This is a genomic window from Pseudomonas sp. SP16.1 (assembly GCF_052682975.1).
The window spans coordinates 3,421,605-3,437,378 of sequence record NZ_JBQYFZ010000001.1; the positions used below are offsets into that span (position 1 = coordinate 3,421,605).

The following is a 15,774-nucleotide window of genomic DNA, read 5'->3' on the forward strand; positions in this document are numbered from 1 at the left end:
TTCATATGCGCATTCCCGCCTACCTGCTGCTCGCCGGCCTGTTCGCCAGCGGCGAGGTCCTCGCCCACGGCCTGTGGACCGAGCAGCGTCGCGGCAACATCGAAACCGTCTACGGCCACGGCGCCGAGGACAACGCCTTCAAGGCCGAGAAGATCAGCGGCGCCTGGGCCTATGACGCCGCCGGCAAGATGATTCCAGTGACAGTCGAGCGCCTGGCCGACCACGCCCGCCTGCAACCGCTGAAGACACCGGCCGTACTGGGCGTGGCGCTGGACAATGGCGCCTGGTCGAAGACCCCGGACGGCCAGTGGATCAACCAGGGCCGCAGCCAGGTGCCGAACTCGACCCAATCCCTGCACACCTTCAAGTACAGCCTGGCGATCTATGCCGCAGGCGCCAAGCTGCCGGCGCTGGATCAGCTGAAAATGGTCATAGTGCCGGAGGCCGACCCGCTCGAAGTCGGCGTAGGCAAGTTGCTGCCGGTGCGGATACTGGTGGACGGCAAGCCGATGGCGGGCGTCGAACTGATCGGCGACTACCGCGGCGCGCCGCACCAGGTTAGCGCGGTGACCGACGCCGAGGGCCGCGCCGAGGTAGCGGTGCGCAACGAGGCGCTGAACATCATCAGCGCCGAAGTGAGCCTGCCGGTGGAGAACGACGCGGATATCGAGACCCGCGGCCTGTTCACCTCGCTGACCTTCCTCGGTCAGGCGCACCAGGAATAGCGCCCAGCAAAAAGCCGGCGCCGCTTGCGCGACGCCGGCTCCCCAGGATAGCCCGCAGGCAGTCCGCCTAAAGACTCTGCAAAGCGTCCAGCAAGGCCTGGTTCTGCTCCGGCGCGCCGATGGTGATGCGCAGGAACTGGGCGATGCGCTGCTGCTTGAAGTGCCGCACTATCACGCCCTGCTCGCGCAGGCCGGCCGCCAGGGTGGCGGCGTCCTTGCCCGGGTGACGGGCGAAGACGAAGTTGGCGGCCGACGGCAGTACCTCGAAACCCAGCCCCTGCAGCCCGGCGACCACCACCTGACGGCTGTCGATCACCTGTCGGCAGGTCTTTTCGAAGTACGCGCGGTCCTCGAACGCCGCCGCCGCGCCGGCGATGGCCATGCGGTCGAGCGGGTAGGAGTTGAAGCTGTTCTTGATCCGCTCCAGCGCCTCGATCAGCTCCGGGTGGCCGACCGCGATGCCCACGCGGAGCCCGGCCAGCGAGCGCGACTTGGACAGGGTCTGGGTCACCAGCAGGTTGGGGTACTGATCCACCAGGGCGATGGCCGTCTGGCCACCGAAGTCGATATAGGCCTCGTCCACCAGCACCACGGAATCCGGGTTGGCCTTGAGCAGCCGCTCGATGGCCTCGAGCGGCAGCAGGCAGCCGGTCGGCGCGTTGGGGTTGGGGAAGATGATGCCGCCGTTGGGTCGGGCGTAATCCTCGACGCGGATCTGGAACGCAGCGTCCAGCGCCAGCGCCTCGAACTCGATACCGTACAGGCCGCAGTAGACCGGGTAGAAGCTGTAGGTGACGTCGGGAAACAGCAGCGGCTTGCCGTGCTGGAACAGGCCGTGGAAGGCGTGCGCCAGTACCTCGTCGGAGCCGTTGCCGACGAATACCTGGGCGGTGCTCACGCCATAATAGTCGGCCACTGCCTGCTTCAGGCGCTCGCCGTTGGGGTCCGGATACAGGCGCAGGTTGTCGTTCAGCTCGGCCTGCATCGCGGCCATCGCCTTGGGCGACGGGCCATAGGGGTTCTCGTTGGTATTGAGCTTGACCAGCTTGCTCAGCTTGGGCTGCTCACCCGGCACGTAGGGCACCAGGTCCTTGACGAAGGGGCTCCAGAACTTGCTCATCTGCCCTTCTCTCCTCGAATGAGTGGCATGGGGTGATGGGTATCGCTGCGCGATACCCATCCTACGAAGCTGCTTGAGGCTTATCGCTTGCAGCTTGCCGCTAGCTTTTGATCCGGTATTCGGCGCTGCGCGCATGGGCGGTCAGCGACTCGCCGCGGGCCAGCACCGAAGCGCTCTTGCCCAGCTCAGACGCGCCGTCCGGCGAGCAGAAGATGATCGACGAGCGCTTCTGGAAGTCGTACACCCCCAGCGGCGAGGAGAAGCGCGCGGTACCGGAAGTGGGCAGCACGTGGTTGGGCCCGGCGACGTAATCGCCCAGCGCCTCGGCGGTGTAGCGGCCCATGAAGATCGCGCCGGCATGGCGGATCTGCGGCAGCCAGGCCTCCGGATCGGCCACCGACAACTCCAGGTGCTCGGGGGCGATGCGGTTGGCCACCTCGATGGCTTGGGCCATGTCGGTGACCTGGATCAGCGCGCCGCGCTCGTGCAGCGAGGTACGGATGATCTCGGCACGCTCCATGGTCGGCAGCAGGCGGGCGATGCTCTCGGCGACCTTGTCGAGGAAAGCGGCATCCGGGCTGACCAGGATCGACTGGGCGTCCTCGTCGTGCTCGGCCTGGGAGAACAGGTCCATGGCGATCCAGTCCGGATCGGTCTGACCATCGCAGACCACGAGAATCTCCGACGGGCCGGCGATCATGTCGATGCCCACCTTGCCGAACACGTGGCGCTTGGCGGTGGCCACGTAGATATTGCCGGGCCCCACGATCTTATCGACCGGCGGCACGCTCTCGGTGCCATAGGCCAGGGCGGCCACGGCCTGGGCGCCGCCGATGGTGAACACGCGGTCGACGCCGGCCAACGCGGCGGCGGCCAGCACCAATTCGTTGATCTCGCCACGCGGGGTCGGCACCACCATGACCACCTCGGGCACGCCGGCGACCTTGGCCGGAATGGCGTTCATCAGCACCGAGGACGGGTAGGAGGCCTTGCCGCCCGGCACGTAGAGACCGGCGCGATCCAGCGGGGTGACCTGCTGCCCGAGCACGGTGCCGTCGGCCTCGCTGTAGCGCCAGGAGTCCTGCTTCTGCCGCTCGTGGTAGCTGCGCACGCGCTCGGCGGCGACTTCGAGCGCCTGGCGCTGCGCGGGGGAAATCCGTTCGAGCGCCAGCTCCAGGCGCTCGCGCGGCAGGATCAGGTCGGCCATGCCGACGACCTCCAGGCCATCGAAACGCTGGGTGTATTCGACCAGCGCGGCATCGCCACGCTCGCGCACGGCCTGGATGATCTCCAGCACGCGCTGGTTGACGCCATCGTCGGAGACGCTTTCCCAGGACAGCAGATGGTCCAGATGACGCGCGAAGTCCGTATCGGCGGCGTTGAGTCGGCGGATGGCAACGGGTGCGGTCATAGCGAAAGCCTCATCTTAATGGCGTTTTCTCGGGCGCCCGTAATGTAGCAAGCCCACCGTGCGGGCACCCGAGAAAAATGGCTATGACACGGATAGGCTGCCGCGACCAGACGTCGCGGAAAGGAGTCAGCCTTGGTGTCGCGCCTCGACGGCGCCACGCAGGGTCTCGATCAGCGCCTGGATACGGGCGTGCTGCATCTTCATCGAGGCCTTGTTGACGATCAGGCGAGAGCTGATGGTGGCGATCAGCTCCTGCGGTTCCAGGCCGTTGGCACGCAGGGTGTTGCCGGTGTCGACCACGTCGATGATCTTGTCGGCCAGGCCCACCAGCGGCGCCAGCTCCATCGAGCCGTACAGCTTGATGATGTCGACCTGACGGCCCTGCTCGGCGTAGTAGCGCTTGGCGACGTTGACGAACTTGGTGGCCACGCGCAAACGCCCCTTGGGCTCCGGCGCGCCGACCTTGCCTGCGGTCATCAGCTTGCACTGGGCGATCTGCAGGTCCAGCGGCTCGTACAGACCCTGGCCGCCGTATTCCATCAGCACGTCCTTGCCGGCCACGCCGAGGTCGGCGGCGCCGTGCTCGACATAGGTCGGCACGTCGGTGGCGCGCACGATCAGCAGGCGTACGTCATCCTGGGTGGTAGGGATGATCAGCTTGCGGCTCTTGTCCGGATTCTCGGTCGGCTCGATACCCGCGGCCGCCAATAGCGGCAGGGTGTCGTCGAGGATGCGGCCTTTGGACAGGGCGATGGTCAGCATAAAGCGATTTCCTTGGCAGAACCGGCCCCGAGGGGCCGGCCGTTCGGCTAAGCGGCAGTTGGCGATCGCGCGAGGCGCGGCGAATCCTGGCCGATCAGCCCGGCACGCGGCGAATCTTGGCACCGAGCAGCTGCAACTTCTCTTCGATGCACTCGTAGCCACGGTCGATGTGGTAGATGCGGTCGATCATGGTGTCGCCCTCGGCCATCAGCGCCGCCAGTACCAGGCTCGCCGAGGCGCGCAGGTCGGTGGCCATGACCGGTGCGCCCTTGAGCTGCTCCACCCCGGTGACGATGGCGGTGTTGCCTTCGACCAGGATGTTGGCGCCCATGCGCAGCATCTCGTAGACGTGCATGAAGCGGTTCTCGAACACGGTCTCGATCACCGTGCCGGTACCCTCGGCCACCGCGTTGAGGGCTACGAACTGCGCCTGCATGTCGGTGGGGAACGCCGGATAGGGCGCGGTGCGCAGGTTGACCGCCTTGGGCCGCTTGCCCTTCATGTCCAGCTCGATCCAGTCCGGACCGGTGCTGATCTCGGCGCCGGCTTCCTGCAGCTTGGCCAGGACCGCTTCCAGGGTCGACGGATCGGCGTCCTTGACCTTGACCCGGCCACCGGTGATGGCCGCGGCCACCAGGTAGGTGCCGGTCTCGATGCGGTCGGGCATCACGCTGAAGCGCGCGCCGTGCAGGCGCTCGACGCCGTCGATGACGATGGTGTCGGTGCCGGCGCCCTGGATCTTGGCGCCCATGGCGATCAGGCAGTTGGCCAGGTCGACCACCTCCGGCTCGCGCGCGGCGTTTTCCAGCACGCTGCGACCCTTGGCCAGGGTCGCGGCCATCATGATGTTCTCGGTGCCGGTGACGCTGACCACGTCGAAGAAGAAGTGCGCGCCGCGCAGGCCGCCTTCCGGCGCCTTGGCCTTGATGTAGCCGCCTTCCACGTCGATCTGCGCGCCCATGGCCTCGAGGCCGCGGATGTGCAGGTCGACCGGACGCGAACCGATGGCGCAACCGCCGGGCAGGGCCACCTCGGCCTCGCCGAAGCGGGCGACCATCGGCCCGAGCACCAGGATCGAGGCACGCATGGTCTTGACCAGCTCGTAGGGCGCGACCAGGGTCTTGATCGAACGCGCATCGACTTCCACCGACAGCTTCTCGTCGATCACCGGCTCGATGCCCATGCGGCCGAACAGCTCGATCATGGTGGTGATGTCGTGCAGGTGCGGCAGGTTGCAGATGGTCACCGGGGCGTCGCCCAGCAGGGTCGCCGCGAGAATCGGCAGGGCGGAGTTCTTCGCCCCGGAAATACGGATTTCGCCATCGAGGCGAGCGCCGCCGGTAATGATCAGTTTGTCCATAGGAGTCTCGTCGCCCGCAGGCTCAGGAACGCGCAGCCCAATCGGCCTGGCTGAAGAATTTCATGGTCACGGCGTGGATGCTGCCATCGGCGATCCAGGCATTGAGGTGGGCATAGATCTGCTGCTGGCGCTTGACCGGGCTGAGGGCGGCCAATTCGTCGCTGATCAGGTTGAGCTGGAAGTTGCAGCCCTCGCCTTCGACTTCCACCTGGGTATTCGGGAGTTTTTCCTCTAGGAGGCTTTTCACTTCTGCAGCCTGCATGCTCGACCTCGATTGACGCATATCGGGCTACCTGCGCCCGCGGGTCGGCCATCATACAAAAAAGCCCTCCGCCTGCGAACCCCGCTTGCGGCGGCGCTGACGGAGGGTGTGCGCGATTCGGCACCCGCTGCGGCGTCAGCCGGCGGCGCCAGCGTCCTGCAGCGGCAACAGCTCGAGCAGGCCGCAGACCTGGGCGATCTCGCGCATGTCGGCGGGCAGGCCGACCACGACGAGCGTCTTGCCCGCCGCATGGGCATCGCGGATGAAGGCCAGCAGCAGGGCCAGGCCGACGCTGCTGGATTTCTCCACCGCGGCGCAGTCGATCAGCAGTTGCGCCGCGCTGCTGGCGGCGATCAGCCGCGCGCCCTGTTCGCGCAGGGCCGGCCCGGTGGAATAATCGAGCACGCCGGCCAACTGCAGCTGACCTGGCGCGCGCTCGGTGACGCTCGCCCGACTCACGACTCACCCTTGGCTTCACGCGCCTTGGCCACGGTATCGGCCCAGGTGTCGATGACCCTGTCCAGGTCATTGCGGTTGTTCTGCATGGACTGGGCGAACTGGTCGCGGAACAGCTTGCCGACATTGATGCCGTTGATGATCACGTTGCGCAGCTTCCAGGTACCGTCCATCGCCACCATGGTGTAGGAAAGCGGATAGACCACCCCCTTGCCGTCGCGGATCTCCATGTTGACCGCGGCACGCTGCGGATCCTTCTGGCTGCCGACCGGCAACACGCGGATGTCCTGGTTGTCGTACTCGAGCAGGGCGTTACCGTAGAACTGCATCAGGCTGCGCTTGAAGCTCTCCTGGAAGCGGTTCATCTGCTCGGCCGAGGCCTGACGCGAGTAGCGCACGGTCATCACCCCGCGGGAGATGCCGTCGACATCCACCACCGGACCGAGAATGTCGTTGAGCGACTGATAGAAAGCCGCGGGGTTACTGCGATAGGTGTCCTTGTTCGCCTTGAGGTCGGCCAGCAGGGTATCCGTGGTCTGCTGCACCACCTCGCGGGGACCGGGCGCCGCCACGGCCAGCAACGGCAGGGCGGCGAGCAGCGCGAGCAAGGTACTACGTAAGGTCTTGAACATGACTCGAATCCTCATCAATTGGCTTCGTCTTTATTGACCGAATTGAGCAGAAATTTGCCAATCAGATCTTCCAGCACCAGCGCGGACTGGGTGTCGTGGATGGTGCCGCCGTCTTTCAGCACCTCCTCCTCGCCGCCGACGCTGAGGCCGATGTATTTCTCGCCGAGCAGGCCGGCGGTGAGGATCGACGCCGTCGAGTCGTCCGGCAGGTTATTGACCTCGCCGTCGAGCTCCATGGTCACCCGGCCCATATAGCTGTCGCGATCCAGGTCGATGGCGGTGACCTTGCCGATGGTCACCCCGGCCATGGTCACCTTGGCCCGTACGGTGAGCCCGGCGATGTTGTCGAAATAGGCGTAGACCTTGTAGGTATCGCCCGCCGCGCCGACGCTCAGGCCACTGACGCGCAGGGCCAGCAGCATCAGGGCCAGCAGCCCGGCCATGAGGAACAGGCCGACACCAATCTCCAGCGTGCGGTTTTGCATCAGAAATCTCCAAACATCAAAGCGGTCAGAATGAAATCCAGGCCGAGCACGGCCAGCGAGGCATAAACCACGGTACGCGTGGTGGCGCGACTGATGCCTTCCGAGGTGGGTTCGCAGTCATACCCCTGGAACACGGCGATCCAGGTCACCACGAAGGCGAAAACGATGCTCTTGATCACGCCGTTGAGCACGTCGTCGTAGAAGGAAACGCTGTTCTGCATGTTGGACCAGAACGAGCCTTCGTAGACTCCCAGCCAGTCCACCGCGACCATCGCCCCGCCCCAGATGCCGACCACGCTGAAGATCATTGCCAGCAGCGGCATGGAGATGAAGCCGGCCCACAGCCGCGGGGCGACGATGTACTTGAGCGGGTCGACGCCGATCATCTCCAGGCTCGACAGCTGCTCGGTGGACTTCATGTTGCCGATCTCGGCGGTCAGCGCCGAGCCGGCACGACCGGCGAACAGCAGCGCGGTAACCACCGGGCCGAGCTCGCGCAGCAGGGTGAGGGCGACCATCTGCCCCACCGCCTGCTCCGAACCGTAGTCGACCAGAATGTTGTAGCCCTGCAGGGCCAGCACCATGCCGATGAAGATGCCGGACACGACGATGATCGCCAGGGACATCACGCCCACGGCGAACAACTGCTTGATCAGCAGTTGCAACGGCTTGCCGGCGCCGTTGCGGCCGAACACGGCATGCGCCAGAAACACCCCGGAGCGCCCCAGCGTCGCCACCACATCGATACCCGCACGGCCGAACAGGCGCAGCCGTTCGAGCGGAGCAATTCTACGCATCAGCTTTTCCCCAACAGGTCGTCGCGATAATCCGGCGCCGGGAAGTGGAACGGCACAGGACCGTCCGGAATGCCCTTCATGAATTGACGGATGCGCGGATTGTCGGAATTCATCAGCTCGGCCGGGCTGCCCTGGCCGAGTACCTGGGCATCGCCCACCACATAGAGGTAGTCGGCGATGCTGGCGGTTTCCGCTAGATCGTGCGACACCACCACGCTGGTGATGCCCAGGGCGTCGTTGAGCAGCCGGATCAGGCGCACCAGCACCCCCATGGCGATGGGGTCCTGGCCGACGAACGGCTCGTCATACAGCAGAATCTGCGGGTCCAGGGCAATCGCCCGGGCCAGAGCGACGCGGCGCTTCATGCCACCGGACAGCTCGTCGGGCATCAGCTCGATGGCGCCGCGCAGACCGACCGCCTGCAGCTTCATCAGCACGATGTCGCGGATCATCTCCTCCGGCAGCTTGGTATGTACGCGCAGTGGGAAGGCCACGTTCTCGAACACGTCGAGGTCGGTGAACAGCGCACCGCTCTGGAACAGCACGCCCATCTGCTTGCGCATGTCGAACAGCTCGTCGCGCGACAGTTGCGGCAGGTTGACGCCGTTGACCAACACATCGCCGACCGACGGCCGCAGCTCGGCGGCGATCAGGCGCAGCAGGGTGGTCTTACCGCAGCCGGACGGCCCCATGATGCCGGTGACCTTGCCGCGCGGAATGCGGATGTCCACATTGTCGAAAATGGCCCGCGAACCGCGCTGAAAGCTGACGCCCTGCAACTCGATCGCGTAATCCTGCTCGGCGCTCATCTGAACTCCTTGAAAATCAGGCCTCCCTGGCAGACGCCGCCTGTAGAAGCGGGGACACGCAGCGGCCAGGCGGGCCGAAATGGCCGCGGACTATAGCATTTGCCGCCGTTGCGGCCCAAGCACGGCGAAATCCGGCGTTCAGGCTTGCGACAGCTTCCACGCCCGGCGGCGCATCAATCAGGTGAGCACGAGCGCCTTTGTCGTTATAATCCCCGTCTTTTTCGTCCCGATACCTGCCGAGCATGAACCAGACCCGCGACCTGATTGAATCCGCGCAGCGCACCATCCGTCTCGAACTCGAGGCCATCAAGGAACTGCTGCCCCGCATCGACGCCGACTTCGTCAAGGCCTGCGAGCTGATCCTGGCCTGCAAGGGCCGGGTGGTGGTAGTGGGCATGGGCAAGTCCGGGCACGTCGGCAACAAGATCGCCGCGACCCTGGCCAGCACCGGCACCACCGCCTTCTTCGTCCATCCGGCCGAGGCCAGCCACGGCGACATGGGCATGATCACCCGGGACGACGTGGTGCTGGCGCTGTCCAACTCCGGCTCCACCGCGGAGATCGTCACCCTGCTGCCGCTGATCAAGCGCCTCGGCATCTGTCTTATCAGCATGACCGGCAACCCGGACTCGCCACTGGCCAAGGCCGCCGAGGTCAACCTCGACGCCCGCGTTTCCCAGGAAGCCTGCCCGCTGAACCTGGCGCCGACCTCCTCGACCACCGCCAGCCTGGTGCTCGGCGACGCCCTGGCCATCGCCCTGCTGGAAGCGCGCGGCTTCACCGCCGAAGACTTCGCCTTCTCACACCCCGGCGGAGCCCTCGGTCGCCGCCTGCTGCTCAAGGTGGAGAACGTGATGCATGGAGGCGCCGCCTTGCCCTGCGTCAAGCGCGGCACCAGCCTGCGCGACGCGCTGCTGGAGATGACCCAGAAGGGCCTGGGCATGACCGTGGTACTGGAAGACGATGGCCGCCTGGCCGGCATCTTCACCGACGGCGACCTGCGCCGCACCCTGGACAAGGGCGTCGACGTGCGCCACGCGCTGATCGACGAGGTGATGACCCCGCATGGCAAGACCGGCCGCGCCGAGATGCTCGCCGCCGAGGCGCTGAAGATCATGGAGGACCACAAGATCAGCGCCCTGGTGGTGGTCGACGAGCAGGACAAACCGGTCGGCGCGCTGAACATGCACGACCTGCTGCGCGCGGGGGTGATGTGATGAACGATCTGCTGCAGCGTGCGCGCGCGGTCAAACTGGCGATCTTCGACGTCGACGGCGTGCTCACCGACGGCCGCCTGTACTTCCTCGAAGACGGCAGCGAATTCAAGACCTTCAACACCCTCGACGGTCACGGCATCAAGATGCTGATCGCCTCCGGGGTGCGCACCGCCATCATCAGCGGGCGCAAGACCCCGGTGGTCGAGCGCCGCGCGAACAACCTCGGCATCCAGCACCTGTTCCAGGGCCGCGAGGACAAACTCGTAGTGCTCGACGGCCTGCTCGCCGAACTCGACCTCAGCTACGAACAGGTCGCCTACCTGGGCGACGATCTGCCGGACCTGCCGGTGATCCGCCGGGTCGGACTGGGCATGGCCGTGGCCAGCGCCGATCCCTTCGTGCGCCAGCATGCCCATGGCACCACCCAGGCGCGCGGCGGCGATGGCGCCGCGCGGGAATTCTGCGAACTGATCATGCGCGCCCAAGGCACGCTGGATGCGGCCCAGACCGCCTACCTGTAGAGCATCCCATGCCGCGTAAAGCCCTCAACTACCTGATCTTCGCCCTGATCGCCGTCCTTGTCGCGGCGCTCGGCTACTGGAACATCGCCCCCAACGGCGACCGCCAGGCGCAATCGACGGACAGCGACAACGCCATCGACTTCTATGTCATCGGCGCGCGCACCGTGCAGTTCCAGGACGACGGCAAGCTGCACTACCGCATGAGCGCGGACAAGCTCGAGCACGTCAAGGCCAGCGACGTCACCCTGGTCAGCCAGCCGAAGCTGGACCTGTACCGCGGCAGCGACCTGCCGTGGAAGGTCACCAGCCAGCGTGCCGAGGTCTCCCCCGGCGGCGTCGAGGTGGAACTGATCGACGACGTGCGCATCGCCCGCACCGACGCCAAGGGCCGCCCGACCATCATCACCAGCAGCCGCATGACCGTGATTCCCGACAAGGAATATGCGCAGACCCAGCAAGCCGTTAGAATCGTCGCGGCCAACGGGGTGACCACGGCACAAGGAATGAAAGCGTATTTGAACGACGGCAGGATGCTCCTGCAGTCCAACGTAAGAGGCCAGCATGAGGTTCGTTAACACCCTCCCCCTGATTCTCAGCCTAGGCGCCGCATTGGGAAGCGCGGCTGCCTGGGCACTGCCATCGGATCGCGAGCAGCCGATCCGCATCCAGGCCGATAGCGCCGAACTGGACGACAAGCAGGGCGTGGCGGTCTACCGCGGTGACGTGATCATCACCCAGGGCACCCTGAAGATCACTGGAGACACAGTGACCATCACCCAGACCGCCAGCGGCGACATCGACGTGTTCACCTCGGTGGGCAAACCGGCCTATTACGAGCAGAAGCCGGCGGTGGACAAGGAAATCGTCAAGGCCTACGGCCTGACCATCCAGTACTTCTCCAGCAACGAGCGCATCGTGCTGATCGATCAGGCCAAGGTGATCCAGGAAGGCAACACCTTCGAAGGCGAGAAGATCGTCTACGACACCCAGCGCCAGATCGTCAACGCCGGCCGCGCCACCGGCACCAACGTCAGCGTGCCGCGCCCGCGCATCGACATGGTCATCCAGCCGAAGAACAAACCCGCGGATCAGCAGGCAGAGCAGTAATGGCCATTCTCAAAGCCCAACACCTGGCGAAGAGCTACAAGGGGCGCCAGGTCGTGCGCGACGTCAGCCTGAGCATCGAGAGCGGGCAGATCGTCGGCCTGCTCGGCCCCAACGGCGCCGGCAAGACCACCTGCTTCTACATGATCGTCGGCCTGGTACGCGCCGACCAGGGCCGCGTGCGCATCGACGATCTCGACGTCAGCCACCAGCCCATGCACGGCCGCGCCCGCGCCGGCATCGGCTACCTACCGCAGGAGGCCTCGATCTTCCGCAAACTGTCGGTGGCCGACAACATCATGGCCATCCTTGAGACACGCAAGAACCTGGATCGCGCCGGCCGCCAGGCGGAGCTGGAGAACCTGCTGCAGGAGTTCCATATCCACCATATCGCCGACAGCCTCGGCATGAGCCTGTCCGGCGGCGAACGCCGCCGCGTGGAAATCGCCCGCGCGCTGGCCACCAACCCCAAGTTCATCCTGCTCGACGAACCCTTCGCCGGCGTCGACCCGATCTCGGTGGGCGATATCAAGCAGATCATTCACCACCTCAAGACCAAGGGCATCGGCATCCTGATCACCGATCACAACGTGCGCGAAACCCTGGATATCTGCGAAACCGCCTATATCGTCAACGACGGGCAGCTGATCGCCGAGGGCGATGCCGAGACCATTCTCGCCAACCAGACGGTCAAAGAGGTTTACCTGGGCCACGAATTCCGCCTGTAGGTCGCCCGCTATTTCACTACAGAAATATGGCAACCCCTAGGCAAAGCCGAGAAATTCAGGCATATAATTTGCTTCCTGGTGGCGCCGCGGCGCCCTGTAGTGGAAGGCGTAAACCGCCGGTGAATTAAGGTCTGCAATGAAACCATCGCTAGTCCTCAAGATGGGCCAGCAGCTGACGATGACGCCGCAGCTGCAACAGGCTATCCGCCTCCTCCAACTGTCGACCCTGGACCTGCAACAGGAAATCCAGGAGGCACTGGAGTCCAACCCCATGCTCGAGCGCCAGGAAGACGGCGACGACTTCGACAACAGCGATCCCATGGCCGACGGCGCGGAGAGCGCCGCGCCGACGCCGAGCAAGGAAGACAGCTACCAGGAAAGCGCTCCGACGGTCGACAACCTGGAAGACGGCGAGTGGAACGAGCGCATCCCCAACGAGCTGCCGGTCGACACCGCCTGGGAAGACGTCTACCAGACCAGCGCCAGCAGTCTGCCGAGCAATGACGACGACGAGTGGGACTTCACCACCCGCACCTCCAGCGGTGAGAGCCTGCAGAGCCACCTGCTCTGGCAACTCAACCTGGCGCCGATGTCGGACAAGGACCGGCTGATCGCCGCCACCCTGATCGACTGCATCAATAACGACGGCTATCTGGAAGAAACCCTCGAGGAAGTCACCGACTCCTTCGACCCCGAACTGGACATCGAACTGGACGAAGTGGAAGTGGTGCTGCACCGCATCCAGCAGTTCGAGCCGGCCGGCATCGGCGCCCGCGATCTGCGCGAGTGCCTGCTGCTGCAACTGCGCCAGCTGCCGGCGAGCACGCCCTGGCTGAGCGAGGCCCAGCGCCTGGTCGGCGATTACCTGGAGCTGCTCGGCAGCCGCGACTACGCCCAGCTGATGCGGCGCATGAAGCTCAAGGAAGACGAGCTCAAGCAGGTCATCGAACTGATCCAGCGCCTCAATCCCCGTCCCGGCTCGCAGATCGAATCCAGCGAGCCGGAATACGTAGTGCCCGACGTCATCGTACGCAAGCACAACGACCGCTGGCTGGTGGAGCTGAACCAGGAGGCCATGCCGCGCCTGCGGGTCAACCCGCAGTATGCCGGCTTCGTCAAACGCGCCGACTCCAGTGCCGACAACACCTTCATGCGCAACCAGTTGCAGGAGGCGCGCTGGTTCATCAAGAGCCTGCAGAGCCGCAACGAGACGCTGATGAAGGTCGCCACGCAGATCGTCGAGCACCAGCGCGGTTTCCTCGACTATGGCGACGAGGCGATGAAGCCGCTGGTCCTGCATGACATCGCCGAGGCGGTGGGCATGCACGAGTCGACCATCTCGCGGGTCACCACGCAGAAATTCATGCACACCCCGCGCGGCATTTACGAGCTGAAATACTTCTTCTCCAGCCACGTCAGCACCGCCGAAGGCGGCGAATGCTCGTCCACCGCGATCCGCGCCATCATCAAGAAACTGGTCGCCGCAGAAAACGCGAAAAAGCCGTTGAGCGACAGCAAGATCGCTGGTTTACTGGAGGCACAAGGCATCCAAGTCGCCCGTCGGACGGTCGCCAAATACCGCGAATCCCTCGGCATAGCGCCCTCCAGCGAACGCAAGCGACTGATGTGACCCAGATCAGCTGGAAGCGGGGGCTTCCAGGCCAAAGTGTTCCGGTGGCGGGTCGCCCAAGACCCGTCTCTTACACAAGGCAACAAGGAGAAAGCGGTATGCAAGTCAACATCAGTGGACATCAGCTGGATGTGACCGACGCCCTGCGTGACTATGTCGGCGAGAAACTGGGCCGACTGGAACGCCACTTCGACAAGATCACCAACGTTCAGGTGACCATGGAGGTCGAAAAGCTCAAGCAAAAGATCGAAGCCACTCTGCACGTCGCCGGCGGTGAGGTCGTCGCCAACGCCGAACACCAGGACATGTACGCCGCCATCGATCTGTTGGCCGACAAACTCGACCGTCAACTCATCAAGCACAAGGAAAAGCAGCTCGAACGCCTGCAAGGCGCCACGGCCCGCTGACATTCCCCATCCATGATCCGACTTGAAAACATCCTGACCCCCGGCCGTTCCCTGGTGAACGTGCCGGGTGGCAGCAAGAAGCGCGTGCTCGAGCAGATCGCCAATCTGGTGGCGCGCGATCTGCCCGACCTCGACGCGCAGGACATCTTCGAAAGCCTCATCGCCCGCGAGAAACTCGGCTCCACCGGTTTCGGCAACGGCATCGCCATTCCCCACTGCCGCCTGGCCGGCTGCACCGCGCCGATCAGCGCGGTGCTGCGCCTGGACAGCGCGGTGGACTTCGACGCCATCGACGGCGCCCCGGTCGACCTGCTGTTCGTCCTGCTGGTGCCGGAAGCGGCCACCGACGCCCACCTCGAACTGCTGCGCCAGATCGCCAGCATGCTCGATCGCCAGGACGTGCGCGAACGCCTGCGCCAGGCCCCGGTCGGTGAAGATCTCTATCAGGTGGTCGTGGACATCCAGAACGGTCGATAAACATGCGCCTGATCATCGTCAGCGGCCGCTCCGGCTCGGGCAAGAGCACCGCCCTCGATGTGCTTGAGGACAACGGTTTCTACTGCATCGACAACCTGCCCGCCGGTCTGTTGCCAGACTTGGCGGAACGCGCCCTGCTCAACACCGAGATGCTGCTGCCGCAAGTGGCGGTATCCATCGACGCGCGCAACCTGCAGAGCCATCTGCGGCGCTTCCCCGAGCTGCTGGAGCAGGTGCGCCAACGCAACATCCACTGCGATGTGCTCTACCTCGACGCCGACGACGAAACGCTGCTCAAGCGCTTTTCGGAAACCCGCCGGCGCCACCCGCTGACCGACGAGCACCGCTCGCTGGCCGAGGCCATCGCCGACGAAACCCAGGTGCTGGCGCCCATCGTCGATCTCGCCGACCTGAAGATCGACACCACCCACCTCAACCTTTATCAGCTGCGCGATAGCCTCAAGCTACGCCTGCTCAATCAGCCTGAACCGGGCACGGCCTTCCTCTTCGAGTCGTTCGGCTTCAAGCGCGGCATGCCGGTGGATGCCGATCTGGTATTCGACGCCCGCTGCCTGCCCAACCCGTACTGGAAGCCGGAGCTGCGCGATTTCTCCGGCCTCGAGCAGCCAGTGGTCGATTACCTGGCGGCGCAACCGGAGGTCGAGGAGATGTATCAGGATATCCTCGCCTATCTGGATAAATGGTTGCCGCGCTTCGCCGCCAGCAACCGCGCCTATGTCACCATCGCCATCGGCTGTACCGGCGGCCACCATCGCTCGGTATACCTGGCCAATCGCCTCAGCGAGGCGCTGAAAAAGCCGCTGAAGAACGTCCAGGTGCGCCACCGCGACCTCAGCTAAGGAACTCTGCC

The 15,774-nt window shown here is 65.0% G+C and carries 20 protein-coding genes; 10 read left to right on the forward strand and 10 right to left on the reverse strand.

Annotated features, from left to right (window positions below; genetic code table 11):
* The first annotated feature begins 5 nt into the window (after positions 1-5).
* Entirely contained in the window at positions 6-725 is a 720-nt protein-coding gene (locus ACUTAF_RS16345) for a DUF4198 domain-containing protein (RefSeq protein WP_445580946.1), read from the forward strand.
* 67 nt (positions 726-792) lie between these two features.
* Here the strand turns inward: ACUTAF_RS16345 and hisC are convergent, their stop codons facing one another.
* The 10 genes from hisC to ACUTAF_RS16395 form a co-directional block, all read right to left on the reverse strand.
* The gene (gene hisC, locus ACUTAF_RS16350; RefSeq protein WP_445580947.1) at positions 793-1,845 is read right to left on the reverse strand and encodes a histidinol-phosphate transaminase; all 1,053 of its coding nucleotides are present in this window, start codon (positions 1,843-1,845) and stop codon (positions 793-795) included.
* 100 nt (positions 1,846-1,945) lie between these two features.
* Positions 1,946-3,256, reverse strand: coding sequence for a histidinol dehydrogenase (gene hisD / locus ACUTAF_RS16355; protein ID WP_445580948.1), 1,311 nt, complete (start codon positions 3,254-3,256; stop codon positions 1,946-1,948).
* Positions 3,257-3,382: 126 nt separating this feature from the next.
* Positions 3,383-4,018 carry an ATP phosphoribosyltransferase gene (gene hisG / locus ACUTAF_RS16360; RefSeq protein WP_445580949.1) on the reverse strand — a complete coding sequence of 212 codons (636 nt, stop codon included), beginning with the start codon at positions 4,016-4,018 and terminating at the stop codon, positions 3,383-3,385.
* 94 nt (positions 4,019-4,112) lie between these two features.
* Complete coding sequence (gene murA / locus ACUTAF_RS16365) at positions 4,113-5,378, reverse strand: UDP-N-acetylglucosamine 1-carboxyvinyltransferase (RefSeq protein WP_445580950.1); 1,266 nt, start codon at positions 5,376-5,378, stop codon at positions 4,113-4,115.
* A gap of 22 nt (positions 5,379-5,400) precedes the next feature.
* Complete coding sequence (locus tag ACUTAF_RS16370; protein WP_003459267.1) at positions 5,401-5,640, reverse strand: BolA family protein; 240 nt, start codon at positions 5,638-5,640, stop codon at positions 5,401-5,403.
* Positions 5,641-5,775: 135 nt separating this feature from the next.
* Positions 5,776-6,099: an STAS domain-containing protein gene (locus ACUTAF_RS16375; protein WP_445580951.1), complete on the reverse strand. Its 324-nt coding sequence runs from the start codon at positions 6,097-6,099 to the stop codon at positions 5,776-5,778.
* A complete protein-coding gene (locus ACUTAF_RS16380; protein WP_445580952.1) occupies positions 6,096-6,728 on the reverse strand; it encodes an MlaC/ttg2D family ABC transporter substrate-binding protein in 633 nt (210 codons plus the stop codon). Before ACUTAF_RS16380 ends, ACUTAF_RS16375 begins: the two co-directional genes overlap by 4 nt.
* Before the next feature lie 14 nt (positions 6,729-6,742).
* Complete coding sequence (gene mlaD, locus ACUTAF_RS16385) at positions 6,743-7,213, reverse strand: outer membrane lipid asymmetry maintenance protein MlaD (RefSeq protein ID WP_445580953.1); 471 nt, start codon at positions 7,211-7,213, stop codon at positions 6,743-6,745.
* Positions 7,213-8,010: a lipid asymmetry maintenance ABC transporter permease subunit MlaE gene (gene mlaE / locus ACUTAF_RS16390; protein ID WP_445580954.1), complete on the reverse strand. Its 798-nt coding sequence runs from the start codon at positions 8,008-8,010 to the stop codon at positions 7,213-7,215. The genes mlaD and mlaE overlap by 1 nt, the downstream gene beginning before the upstream one ends.
* Entirely contained in the window at positions 8,010-8,819 is an 810-nt protein-coding gene (locus ACUTAF_RS16395; RefSeq protein WP_445580955.1) for an ATP-binding cassette domain-containing protein, read from the reverse strand. Before ACUTAF_RS16395 ends, mlaE begins: the two co-directional genes overlap by 1 nt.
* Positions 8,820-9,061: 242 nt before the next feature.
* On the opposite strand from ACUTAF_RS16395, the gene ACUTAF_RS16400 reads away from it, so the two are divergent.
* The 9 genes from ACUTAF_RS16400 to rapZ all read left to right on the forward strand — a co-directional run bounded on the left by ACUTAF_RS16400 (position 9,062) and on the right by rapZ (position 15,763).
* A complete protein-coding gene (locus ACUTAF_RS16400) occupies positions 9,062-10,036 on the forward strand; it encodes a KpsF/GutQ family sugar-phosphate isomerase (RefSeq protein ID WP_445580956.1) in 975 nt (324 codons plus the stop codon).
* Complete coding sequence (locus ACUTAF_RS16405; RefSeq protein WP_445580957.1) at positions 10,036-10,557, forward strand: KdsC family phosphatase; 522 nt, start codon at positions 10,036-10,038, stop codon at positions 10,555-10,557. Before ACUTAF_RS16400 ends, ACUTAF_RS16405 begins: the two co-directional genes overlap by 1 nt.
* An 8-nt stretch (positions 10,558-10,565) precedes the next feature.
* The gene (lptC, locus tag ACUTAF_RS16410; protein ID WP_445580958.1) at positions 10,566-11,132 is read left to right on the forward strand and encodes an LPS export ABC transporter periplasmic protein LptC; all 567 of its coding nucleotides are present in this window, start codon (positions 10,566-10,568) and stop codon (positions 11,130-11,132) included.
* On the forward strand, positions 11,119-11,664 hold the full coding sequence (gene lptA / locus ACUTAF_RS16415; protein ID WP_445580959.1) for a lipopolysaccharide transport periplasmic protein LptA: 546 nt from the start codon (positions 11,119-11,121) through the stop codon (positions 11,662-11,664). The genes lptC and lptA overlap by 14 nt, the downstream gene beginning before the upstream one ends.
* The gene (gene lptB / locus ACUTAF_RS16420) at positions 11,664-12,389 is read left to right on the forward strand and encodes an LPS export ABC transporter ATP-binding protein (RefSeq protein ID WP_445580960.1); all 726 of its coding nucleotides are present in this window, start codon (positions 11,664-11,666) and stop codon (positions 12,387-12,389) included. The genes lptA and lptB overlap by 1 nt, the downstream gene beginning before the upstream one ends.
* 136 nt (positions 12,390-12,525) lie before the next feature.
* The gene (locus ACUTAF_RS16425) at positions 12,526-14,019 is read left to right on the forward strand and encodes an RNA polymerase factor sigma-54 (RefSeq protein ID WP_445580961.1); all 1,494 of its coding nucleotides are present in this window, start codon (positions 12,526-12,528) and stop codon (positions 14,017-14,019) included.
* Positions 14,020-14,117: 98 nt separating this feature from the next.
* Positions 14,118-14,426 carry a ribosome hibernation-promoting factor, HPF/YfiA family gene (gene hpf, locus ACUTAF_RS16430; RefSeq protein ID WP_445580962.1) on the forward strand — a complete coding sequence of 103 codons (309 nt, stop codon included), beginning with the start codon at positions 14,118-14,120 and terminating at the stop codon, positions 14,424-14,426.
* A gap of 12 nt (positions 14,427-14,438) precedes the next feature.
* Positions 14,439-14,903: a PTS IIA-like nitrogen regulatory protein PtsN gene (ptsN, locus tag ACUTAF_RS16435; protein WP_445580963.1), complete on the forward strand. Its 465-nt coding sequence runs from the start codon at positions 14,439-14,441 to the stop codon at positions 14,901-14,903.
* Positions 14,904-14,905: 2 nt separating this feature from the next.
* Complete coding sequence (gene rapZ, locus ACUTAF_RS16440) at positions 14,906-15,763, forward strand: RNase adapter RapZ (protein ID WP_445580964.1); 858 nt, start codon at positions 14,906-14,908, stop codon at positions 15,761-15,763.
* The last annotated feature ends 11 nt before the right edge of the window (positions 15,764-15,774 follow it).